The organism is Streptomyces sp. NPDC006335 (genome assembly GCF_040612795.1).
Classification (GTDB): Bacteria; Actinomycetota; Actinomycetes; order Streptomycetales; family Streptomycetaceae; genus Streptomyces.
The window spans coordinates 258284-269055 of record NZ_JBEXQX010000011.1; the positions used below are offsets into that span (position 1 = coordinate 258284).

General features: G+C 71.1%; 10 protein-coding genes. 3 read left to right on the plus strand and 7 right to left on the minus strand.

Features of this window, described 5'->3' with window-relative positions:
* Positions 1–4: 4 nt before the first annotated feature.
* Both ABZ098_RS28975 and ABZ098_RS28980 read right to left on the minus strand, forming a co-directional pair.
* Positions 5–841: a hypothetical protein gene (locus ABZ098_RS28975; RefSeq protein WP_356596039.1), complete on the minus strand. Its 837-nt coding sequence runs from the start codon at positions 839–841 to the stop codon at positions 5–7.
* 61 nt (positions 842–902) lie between these two features.
* On the minus strand, positions 903–1862 hold the full coding sequence (locus tag ABZ098_RS28980; RefSeq protein WP_356596041.1) for a helix-turn-helix domain-containing protein: 960 nt from the start codon (positions 1860–1862) through the stop codon (positions 903–905).
* Positions 1863–1933: 71 nt separating this feature from the next.
* On the opposite strand from ABZ098_RS28980, the gene ABZ098_RS28985 reads away from it, so the two are divergent.
* Complete coding sequence (locus ABZ098_RS28985) at positions 1934–2884, plus strand: NADP-dependent oxidoreductase (protein WP_356596043.1); 951 nt, start codon at positions 1934–1936, stop codon at positions 2882–2884.
* Positions 2885–2897: 13 nt separating this feature from the next.
* Here ABZ098_RS28985 and ABZ098_RS28990 read toward each other — a convergent pair whose 3' ends face one another.
* Together ABZ098_RS28990 and ABZ098_RS28995 are read right to left on the minus strand one after the other, a co-directional pair.
* Positions 2898–4004 (minus strand): NAD(P)-dependent alcohol dehydrogenase, encoded by a 1107-nt coding sequence (locus ABZ098_RS28990; RefSeq protein WP_356596045.1) that lies wholly within the window; start codon positions 4002–4004, stop codon positions 2898–2900.
* Between the two features lie 23 nt (positions 4005–4027).
* On the minus strand, positions 4028–5482 hold the full coding sequence (locus ABZ098_RS28995; protein ID WP_356596047.1) for an aldehyde dehydrogenase family protein: 1455 nt from the start codon (positions 5480–5482) through the stop codon (positions 4028–4030).
* 103 nt (positions 5483–5585) lie between these two features.
* On the opposite strand from ABZ098_RS28995, the gene ABZ098_RS29000 reads away from it, so the two are divergent.
* Entirely contained in the window at positions 5586–6023 is a 438-nt protein-coding gene (locus ABZ098_RS29000; protein WP_356596049.1) for a MarR family transcriptional regulator, read from the plus strand.
* A 167-nt stretch (positions 6024–6190) separates the two neighbouring features.
* Positions 6191–6571, plus strand: coding sequence for an anti-sigma factor antagonist (locus ABZ098_RS29005; protein ID WP_356596051.1), 381 nt, complete (start codon positions 6191–6193; stop codon positions 6569–6571).
* A gap of 225 nt (positions 6572–6796) precedes the next feature.
* Here ABZ098_RS29005 and ABZ098_RS29010 read toward each other — a convergent pair whose 3' ends face one another.
* The 3 genes from ABZ098_RS29010 to ABZ098_RS29020 all read right to left on the minus strand — a co-directional run bounded on the left by ABZ098_RS29010 (position 6797) and on the right by ABZ098_RS29020 (position 10752).
* The gene (locus ABZ098_RS29010) at positions 6797–7750 is read right to left on the minus strand and encodes a ribose-phosphate diphosphokinase (protein ID WP_356596053.1); all 954 of its coding nucleotides are present in this window, start codon (positions 7748–7750) and stop codon (positions 6797–6799) included.
* Between the two features lie 385 nt (positions 7751–8135).
* Entirely contained in the window at positions 8136–9428 is a 1293-nt protein-coding gene (locus ABZ098_RS29015; protein WP_356596083.1) for a cation:proton antiporter, read from the minus strand.
* A gap of 211 nt (positions 9429–9639) precedes the next feature.
* A complete protein-coding gene (locus ABZ098_RS29020) occupies positions 9640–10752 on the minus strand; it encodes a tryptophan dimethylallyltransferase family protein (protein ID WP_356596055.1) in 1113 nt (370 codons plus the stop codon).
* Positions 10753–10772: the final 20 nt, after the last annotated feature.

The window sequence follows — 10772 nt, forward strand, 5'->3', positions numbered from 1 at the left end:
CGCCTCACTTGCAGGCCACGTGTTCCCTGAGCAGGGGCCAGGCCTCCACGCCGTCGGGGGTACGGACATAGGCGGTCCGGCGGTCGTCGGTCAGCCGCAATTCCCGGTCCCCGTACCGGTATCCGGTGTCCCGGGCGTCCGTCGGCAGGGTGGCCGAGCCGTCGTAGGGCGCGGTGAGCGTGCCGGGGTCGAGCAGGCCCTCCGGGTCACGGGCGTACGTGCGCTCTCCGAGGTGGAGGAAGTGCACCTCGGTCCAACCGCAGTGGTCGTCCCCCGCGCCGCTGCTGACCTCGGTGGTCGGGACCCGCTCCCCCGTGCGGTCGGTCCAGATCTCGTAGCCGTGGGAGGCGGTCCAATCGGCCGGGAGTTCGGACGGGTCGCAGGACGCGCTGGTCTCGGGGCCCCAACCGGGCCTGCCCTCCTGGTCCTTGGCGACCACGACCGCCACCTTGGTCCGGCCGGCGACGTCGTAGGAGTACAGCACGCGGTCCGCCTCCCGGCGCTCCACGCGGTAGCCGGAGCGGGGATCGCCCGGGTCGAACAGGTCGAAGTACAGCTTGAGCCCTTCCTCCGGGGTGTCCCCGCCGTCGCCCTCGCTCCAGCCGTCGGGGCCGTTGCCGTTGTGGATCTCCCCCGCGCACTCCAGGGCCCGGCCGGCGGCACCCGAGGCGAGCCGCAGCGCCCGCGGGGTGTGCTCGTCCAGTTCCTTCGTGGGGAGGTTCATCGGCCCGTCGTAGACGGTGGCCGGTGCGGTGCCCTCGACCACCACGCCCTCCCCGGACTCGCACCCCACGACCGTCATGGCCACGGCCGCCAGTACCGCCCACTGCCTTTTGCGCATCCCCGCCCCCTGTGCACCGTCCGCCTGCATGATCCTTCGACGTGGGGCAGGACCGGAACGTTCAGCGGGCCGCCGTCTGGAACGTGCGCCGGTACACCTGCGGTGACACTCCGATCGCGGCGTGCAGGTGCTGCCGCAGGGACGCGCCGGTGGCGAAGCCGACGCGGGCGGCGATCTGGTCGACCGACAGGTCGCTGGACTCCAGGAGGTGCCGGGCCCGGGCCACGCGCTGCTGGATCAGCCAGCGGCCGGGGCTGAGGCCGACCTCGTCGTTGAACCGGCGGGCGAAGGTGCGCAGGCTCATCCGGGCGTGGGCGGCCAGATCGCCCAGGGTCAGGGGCTCGTCGAGGCGTTCCAGCGCCCAGGCGCGGGTTGCGGCCGTGCTCGCGGCGCCCTGTTCCGGGACGGGCTGCTCGATGTACTGCGCCTGGCCGCCGTCCCGGAACGGCGGGACCACACAGCGCCGGGCGACCTGGTTGGCGAGCTCGCTGCCGTGGTCCTCGCGGACCAGGTGCAGGCACACGTCCACGCCCGAGGCGGCGCCGGCCGAGGTGAGGATGCGGCCGTCGTCGACGAAGAGCACGTCGGGGTCGAGGTCGACGTGCGGGTACAGGCGCCGGAAGTGGTCAGCGAGCTGCCAGTGGGTGGTCGCCCGGCGGCCCTCCAGGAGACCGGCCGCGGCGAGCACGAAGGCGCCGGTGCAGATGGAGACGATCCGGGCGTCGGGGCGGACGAACGCGAGCGCCTCGCGCAGCTCCTCCGGGAGCTCGACGGGCATCCGCTCCGGTGAGACGGGCGTGATCACCACGGTGTCGGCGGTGGCGAGGATCTCCGGCCCGTGCTCGACGCCGATGGTGAAGTCGGCGTTGCTGCGCACCGGTCGGCCGTCCACCGAACAGGTCAGCACCTCGTACCGGCCGTCGGCGGCGCCGAGGATCCGACTGGGGATGCCCAGCTCGAAGGGGTACACGCCGTCCAGGGCCAGCACCACGACCCGCTCGGTCCGCTCCACATGTCGCATGGCACGATCCTATCGAAGGTTGGCAATCGTGCCATTTCCCGGACGGGCGGGGCCGGGCAGGCTGGACGACCATGAGCACTGTGAACACCATGCGAGCCATCAGCCAGGACACCCTCGGCGGTCCCGAGGTCCTCAAGGAGATCGAGGTCGAACGCCCCGCGCCGCGACCGAACCAGGTGCTGGTCCGGGTGCGGGCGGCCGGACTGAACCCGACCGACTGGAAGCACCGCTCCACCGGCGGCTTCCTGGGCGAGCCGCCCTTCGTCCTCGGCTGGGACGTCTCCGGCGTCGTCGAGGAGGTCGGCATCGGGGTCGCCGCCTTCCAACCCGGTGACGAGGTGTTCGGCATGCTGCCGTACCCCTACGGTCACGGTTCGCACGCCGAGTACGTCATCGCGCCAGTGCGGGCCCTCACGCACAAGCCGGCGTCGATCGACCACACCCAGGCCGGCGCGCTGCCCCTGGTGTCGCTGACCGCGTGGCAGGCACTGGTCGAGCACGCCGGACTGCGGCCGGGACAGCGGGTGTTGGTCCACGCGGCGGCCGGCGGGGTGGGTCATGTGGCCGTGCAGATCGCCAAGGCGCGTGGCGCGTACGTGATCGGCACGGCGAGCGCGGGCAAGCACGACTTCCTGCGCGAGCTGGGCGCGGACGAGGTGATCGACTACCGGGAGACGGACTTCACCGAGGCGGTGAAGGACGTGGACGTCGTCCTGGACACGCTCGGCGGCGACACGTCCGTGGACTCCCTGCGGGTGCTGCGGCCGGGCGGGGTCGTGGTGTCGATCATCCCGGTCGGCTCGGACGAGTTCGACCGGGAGGCCGAGCGGCTCGGGGTGCGGGCCGTGCGGATGCTGGTGGACGCCGACCGGGCCGGGATGGACGCGATCGTGGACCTGGTGGAGAAGGGCGAGCTGCGGGCCACGATCGCGGGGACGTTCCCGTTGGCCGATGCCGCCGAGGCCCACAGGCTCGGCGACACCGGCCGCACGAAGGGGAAGCTGGTCCTCGTGACCGAGTGACGGGCCGCCCGGCTCAGAACGTCAGCACGGGCTTGATCGCCTTGCCCGCGCCCATGTCCCGCACCGCCTGGTCGATGTCCGCGAACGGATAGGTGCTGATCAGGCGGTGCAGCGGGAGCCGCCCCTCCTTCACGAGGCGGACCAGGGCGGGGATGAAGCTCTGCGTCTCGGCGTCACCGAGGGTGAGCCCGACGACCCGCTTGCCGCCGAGCAGACCGTTCACGTCCAGGGAGACCTCGGTGCCGAACGGCGGGGCGCCGACGACGACCAGCGTGCCGCGCGCGCCGAGCGCGTCGACGCCCTGGCGCAGGACGCCGACGTTGCCCGTGGTCTCCACGATGCCGTCCGCGCCCCGCCCGCCGGTGACCGCGGCGAGCGCCTCACCGAGGTCCTGCTCGCCGGCGTTGACGGTGTGGGTGGCGCCCAACTCCTTCGCCAGTTCGAGGCGTTCGCCGACGCGGTCGACGGCGACGATCGTCGTGGCGGGGGTGAGGGCGGCGGCCATGACCGCGGACAGGCCGACCGCCCCGGCGCCGAGGACGACGATCGTGGAACCGGTGACCGGCTTGAGCACGTTCCACACGGCGCCGACGCCGGTCTGCACACCGCAGCCGAGCGGGGCGACGGACTCCAGCGGCACGTCCGGGTCGACCTTGACGAGACTGCGCTCGTCGACCAGGGCGCGCTCGGCGAAGGAGGACTGGCCGAAGAAGTGTCCGCCGAGCGGTTCGCCGTCCCGGCTGATGGTGCTGGTCCCGTCGGCCCGGCGACCGCCGAGGAGGTTCAGCGGCAGCCAGGTCGCGCAGTACGCGGGGTGTCCGCCGTCGCAGTTGCGGCAGTCGCCGCAGGACGTGAAGGACAGCACGACGTGGTCGCCGGGGGCCACGCCGGTGACGGCCGAGCCGACGGCCTCGACGACTCCCGCGCCCTCGTGCCCGAGGACTCCGGGCAGCGGGAACGGCAGTCCGCCGCTCGCCACCCCGAGGTCGGTGTGGCACAGGCCGGTCGCGACCATGCGGACGAGCGCCTCACGGGGGCCCGGCTCGTCGAGGGTGACGTCGGAGAGGGTGAAGGGGGCGCCGCCGGACTCGACGACCGCGGCGCGGGTGGTGATGGACATCGGGGGAACTCCTTGGAAGGCGCTCAGTCGAGCGAGACGACGACGGACTTGACCTTGGTGTAGGCGTCGAGCGCCTCGGGGCCGTACTCGCGGCCGTAGCCGGAGTCCTTGACCCCGCCGAAGGGCACCGCGGGGTCGAGCATCGCCCAGTCGTTGACCCAGACGATGCCCGCCTGGAGGCGGTCGGCGACCCGGTGGGCGCGGGCGAGGTTGGTCGTCTGGACGCCGGAAGCCAGGCCGTACGGCGTGGAGTTGGCGAGCGCGACGGCCTCGTCCTCGGTGTCGAAGGGCTGCACGGTCAGGACCGGCCCGAAGATCTCCTCCTGCACGACCCGGGAGTCGTTGGACAGGTCGGCGATCACCGTGGGCTTGTAGTAGAAGCCGCCGTCGAGGTCGAGGCGTTCACCGCCGCAGACGATCCGGCCGCCCTCCTTGCGGGCAAGGTCGACGTACTCCTCGACCTTCTTCAGGTGCTTCTCCCCCGCCATCGGACCGACGACGGTCCCGGGGTCGCGCGGGTCGCCGACCGGTACGCCGGGCACGGCGTCGGCGAGGATGCCGAGCAGGGTGCTGTGGACCGAGCGGGCCACGAGCAGGCGCGGGCCGCCCATGCAGAACTGGCCGGTGTTGAAGACGAACGCCTTGATGATCGCGCCGACCGCCTTCTCCAGGTCGGCGTCCTCGAAGACGATGTTGGCCGCGTTGCCGCCGAGCTCCATGGTGACGGGCTTGAGGGCCTCGCCCGCGGTGGCCGCCACGTGCCGGCCGATCGCGGTGGAACCGGTGAAGGCGACCTTGTCGATGCCGCGGTGGCGCAGCAGGGCCTCGCCGGCCACCGGCCCGGCGCCGGTGACGACGTTGACGACGCCGTCCGGGACGCCCGCCTTCTGGAGCAGCCCCGCCATGTAGAGGGCGCTGAGCGGGGTCTCGTCGGCCGGCTTGTGCACGACCGTGTTGCCGGCGGCGAGCGCGGGACCGATCTTGGAACCGGCGAGGATCAGCGGGAAGTTGAAGGGCGTGATCGCGGCGACCACCCCGAGCGGCTCGCGCTTGGTGTACGCGAGGGCGTTCATGGGTGTGTTGCGGACGGCGCCGTCCAGGGAGTGGGCGAGGGCCGCGAAGTACTCGTAGTCGTTGGCCGCGTTGGTCACGTCCACGGCGTGGCACAGGGAGATCGGCTTGCCGACGTCCAGGCTCTCCAGTCGGGCGAGTTCGTCGGCGTTCTCGCGGATCAGCTCGGCGACCCGGTGCAGGATCCGGCCCCGCTCGCGCCCGCTGAGCCCGGACCAGGCGCCGCCCTCGAAGGCCTCCCGGGCGGCTCGGACGGCCGCGTCCACGTCGGTGGCGCCGGCCTCGGCGACGGTGGTGACGACCGTGCCCCGGGACGGGTCGACCACCTCGGTGCGCGCGCCGTCGGCGGCCTCGCGCCACTGGCCGCCCACAAACAGCCGTCCGGGTTCGATCTCGATGGGGGACATCGCCGCTCCTCAGCTTCGTCGCCAAGATTTCAACCAACAGGATTCCTGTTGGTTCGCAGTCTCTTTACAGACAGGTTTCCTGTCAATGCTCTAGCCTGAACCCATGCTCGACACACAGGTGACCAAGGCGCCCCCGTCACTCCTCTACATGGTGAAACAGGTGGAGCTCGTGGTCCGTTCCCATCTGGACGAGCTGGTCAGGCCGTCGGGGATCACCGCTCTGCAGTACACGGCCCTCACCGTCCTGGAACGGCACGACGGCCTGTCGGCGGCACAACTGGCCCGTGACTCCTTCGTCACCGCCCAGTCGATCGCCGATCTCGTGCGCTCCCTGGAGACGCGGGGACTGGTGCGGCGGGAGCGCAATCCGAAGAACCGCCGCGAGCTGCTGATCCTGCTGACCGAGGAGGGGCGCGCGCTGCTCGCACAGCACGAGGGTCCCGTGCGGGAGCTGGAGGAGCGGATGGTCAAGGACCTCACCGCGCACCAGACCGAGCAGTTCCGCCAGGCACTCACCACGGCCTGGCACGCCCTGTCCTGAGCCGGGCGCGAGCCCCGCGTGAACCGGTTGCGAACGGGCGGTCGCAATTCGAAGACATATGTCAATCGAACATGCTCAAATTCCCTCCAACGAGGGTAACTTGCAGGGCGGGGGAACGTTGTGCACGCACTCATGCCCCCGAGGAGCCGGTTGGAGGCGATGTCGTCGTGCAGCAGGAACCCGCGCCGCTGTCCCGGCATCTGCGCGTGCGCGAGGACCGCGGCCACACCGTGCTGGAGTTCCACGGCGAGATCGACATCGCCGCCGCCGTCGAACTCCTCCCCTGTCTGGACCGGGTCACCGGCCGTCCCGACGCGCGGGTGGTGATCGACCTCAGTGCCGTGGAGTTCTTCGACTGCTCCGGCCTGCGGCTCCTGTACCGGGCCCGCGCACGTGTGCTCGCCCAGAACGGCAGGCTGCTCCTGGTCTGCACGCACCCGCTCACCCTGCGGATCATCCGCGTGACGGGCCTGGCCCGACTGCTGCCCCCGCTGTCGACCCTCGAAGAGGCCCTGAGCCGGCCCGAGGCCACGTCGGAGACGTTATGACCGTGCGCCGCTCCGGATCCTGGTGACCTGACCCGCCCAGACGGTCCGGCTGCCCTCGCCGATGGCGAACCACAGCCCTTCTCCTCCGTGGCGCTGGGCCGGATCAGCTCCTCGCGCTCGATCCGGCCGGTGACGACGGTGCCGCGTCCGGTGACGCCTTGTCGATCCGGCGGGGCCCTCCTGGTCACCTGGATGACGCCGGAGGCGCCTCGCACCGCTTCCCGGCTATTCGCTGCGGGGCGCGTCGAACAGGGCGCTGACGGACTCACCGTTGTGAATGCGTCGTACCGCCTCGGCGAGCGCGGGGGCGATGGACAGGATCCGCAGCTTGTCGGTGCGCTCCTCGTCGGGCACCGGCACCGTGTTGGTGCACACGATCTCCAGTACGTCGGGCTGCTCGCCGATCCTCTTGAGGGCACCGTCGGCGAACAGCCCGTGCGTGCACGCCACCCTGATCGAGCGCGGGCCCGACTCCCGCAGCCGGTCGAGCAGTTCGAGGACCGTGCTGCCCTTGGCGATCTCGTCGTCCAGCACGATGACGTCCCGGTCGGCGACCTCGCCGATCACGTCACTGATGCTGACCCGGTCGTCGGCGAACCGCTGCTTGGCGCCCGCGGCCACCTGGGCGCCGATCAGCCGGGCGAAGGCGGCCGCCTCCTTGGCGTTGCCGAGGTCCGGGGAGACCACGGTGGTGCGGGACAGGTCGTACTGCTGGAAGTGCGCGGCCAGCTCGCGCAGGGCGTGCAGATGGTCGACGGGCACCGAGAAGAAGCCGTGCACCTGCGGGGAGTGCAGAGTCATGGCGAGGACCCGGCTCGCCCCGGCCGACACCATCAGGTCGGCGACGAGACGGCCGCCGAGGGAGATGCGGGGCGCGTCCTTCTTGTCGGAGCGGGCGTAGGAGTAGTGCGGCATGACGACGGTGATCCGGCGCGCGGAGGCACCGCGGGCCGCGTCGCACATCAGCAGCAGCTCCACCAGGTGCTCCTGGACCGGCCTGACCAGCGGCTGGACGAGGAAGACGTCCCGCTCGCGGCAGTTGGCCTGGAGCTGCACCTCCAGACAGTCGTTGGCGAACCGGCTGACCCTGGTGGGGCTGAGCGGCACCCCCAGGTGCGCGCAGACCTCCGCCGCCAGCTCGGGGTGGGCGCTACCGCTGAACACGGCGATGTCTCGCACGGACCTGCTCCTAGGATGATCATCACGGGTTGCCCGGCTCATGCTACTGGCCCGACCGCGGGCCACCCGGGCGCCGAAACCGGTTTGCGGTGCCCCGGGCCGCGGACGCCACGCCGGCCGCGTCCGAGTTCCCTCACATCGGGATCCCCGCACGTCGACGCCCGTAAGACCAGTCTCACCGAGTGGCTGCTCTTCGACCACGGCGCGATCGACCGGCAGCTCGGCATCACCATCCGCTCCGCGGTCGCCTCCTGCACTGTCGGCGATTACCCGGTCCTGTATCCGAGGGCTCGGGTGTGGGTGGTGGTCCCTTGCTGGGCTTCTGATTCGGGCTCCAGGCGGTGTACTCGTCGGGCGTGACAGGTGCCGGAGAGCACAGATCTGGTCAGGTGTGCGGGCCGATGAAATCCGTGACGGGACGTTGCGGCGGGACGGTCGCCAGTTCCTTTCGCCGGGACAGAAGCGGCCCCGCCATCGCGGTCGTCACGAGGGCCATGATCACCATCATGGTGAACATGCGGCCGTCCAGGACGCCCAGGCTCACGGCGGCGTTCAGGACGATGAGCTCGGTCAGTCCTCGGGTGTTCATGAGCAGCCCGAGATCCTTGGCCTCCCGCCAGGAGAGGCGGAACAGCCGGGCCGGCACGATCGCACCGAGCAGTTTGCCCGCGCAGGCCACCGCGATGATCAGCGCCAACGCCAGACAGTCACCACCGGTCAGAGCAGCGAGGTCGACGTTCAGCCCGGTGACGACGAAGAAAACCGGCAACAGCACGAGGCTCACGTTCTCCAGCGGCTGGCGGAGGTGCCGGCCGAGGACGTGGGCCGGCTCGCGCGGCATCACGAAACCGAACAGGAATGCGCCGAATATCGCGTGGATGCCGATCCAGGTGGTGAGCCACGCGGACCCGAGAGCACCGGCGCACAGCACCACGAGCAGCGCGGACCAGCGTTCGGCGCTCGCCCAGCGCCACATCAGACGAGCGAGCAACGGCCTGACCACCAGGAGCATCAGCGCGCCGTAGCCGGCAGCGAGCAACCCGATCCGCGCCAGTTCCCCGTAGTCGCCGTCCGCGCTGACCAAGGCCGAGACGTACGCCAGCAGGCACCACGCAAGCACGTCGTCGATGGCCGCGCTGGCGAGAGCGAGGGAGCCGACCCGGGTGTCGAGCAGTCCGGTATCCGTGAGGATGCGCGCCAGTACGGGAAACGCGGTCACCGACATCGCGGTGCCCATGAAGACGGCGAAGGCGAGGAAGGGGACGTGGTGACCGGCCACCGTCGCATGGTGCGGGTGCAGCAGGGTCGCCAGGGCCACGCCCAGGCCGAAGGCGAACGCGACAGAGGACAGGGAGACGCCGGCCGCCAGACCGGCGTTCGGGCGGACCAGCCGCTTCTCGAATTCCCAGCCCACCATGAACATGAAGAGAACCAGGCCCACTTGGGAGACGGCCGACAGGAGCGGGCGCACGTCCACCGGGAAGAGACGCTGCGTCAGGTCCCCCGGCAACAGGCCGAGCACACTCGGGCCCAGAGCGATACCCGCGATGATCTCGCCGATCACCGCGGGCTGACGCAGGCTGCGTACTGCCCGTCCGAACAGCAGGCCCACGAGCAGGACGACGGCGATGTCCAGCAGCATGATCGCGAGGGTCATCTCCTGCTGGGCGGCTGCCATTACGGTCACCAGGCACCTCCATAGGCGGGCGAACTGCCGGTCACCCGCTCGGGACGGGGAGAGATCGCGGTCGGCCGCCTGGCGCCGTAGGCGTACCCGGCCTCGGCCGACCCCAGTGCCGGGGTCACCACGGGGAGCCGGGGGCGGCGAGGACCGGCCGGGCGGCAGACAAGCCGCGGCCCTGGCACCCGGCCGCGACCGGACCTCGCCCTCATGCCTCGCCGACGGGGCTGTTGAGTCCGGCGTACAGCGTGCACACGGGGGCCGCGGGGTTCTTGTAGGCGACCCAGCTCAGCCTGCGCAGGCCACGCGGATTCGAGCCGGAGATCGCGGCCACGGTCGCCCGGTACAGCGCGGGATCCGCACCCGCCATGTCCATCAGGAGGGAGACCCGCTCCGCGGAGACCTCGTCGTTCACGATGTTCGGGTCCAGCGGGCAGTACAGGGTCGCCGACGACGGGACGGCGTGCTGCGGGCGGAAGGCCAGGCAGGTCATCGGCGCCTTTTCCCAGCCGGTCACCGGGACATCGCCACCGATCGCGCCGATGACCTTGGTGAACACGCCTTCCTGGTGGTCCGCTGCCACGGCAGCGGCCCGGTCGATTCCCTCGGCGTCGACGCCCGTGTGCCGCAGGTATACCTTCACCCGCGCGTCCTGGGACTCGGTCAGGTCGAGCCCGATCAGGGCGACCTCATGCTCGGGAGCGTCGAGATCGCCGCCCTGGAAGTGGTCCACGACCGCCGCCCACTGTTCTGCGAAGCCGAGGCGGCGCAGTGCCTCGGCGGCCACGGCCGCGGGCGACCCGCCCGTGACACCGGGGTTGAGATACATCTTGAACAGCGGCGGTTCTCCCTTGGGCGACAGTGCCGCGGCGTGCATCAGGGAGAACGGGCCGCGGGGTTCCTCGCACCGGAAGAGGTCCGCGATGTCCAGGTAGCGGCCCAGATGCACGCCGAACTCCTCGGCGAGCCGTAACGTGAACGCGTGCCCCTCCTGCTGGCTCGACAGAGGCGTCACCGGTTCCCGCAGTGCCTCCAGCAGCACCCGGACTCCGACGACCCCGGAGGCCGAATGGGCGACGGAGAACTCCAGCGGTGCCCCGTTGTTCGCCACCCACGAGGAGTATTTCTCCAAGTCCGATATGGGCGCGGCCGCCCAGTCGCCCAGCACCGACGTCAGGGCCTTCGCCTGCGGTACCAGATCCGCCGTGGAGAGACCGAGGTGCCGGCAGGCACCCTCGAAGTAGGTGTTGATCACATCTCCGTAGGTGGTGGGCACGTGGTCGCCGGCGAGCGGCCAGGGGCGGAATCGCATGGTTGTCATCGGTTGTCGTCCCTCCAAGG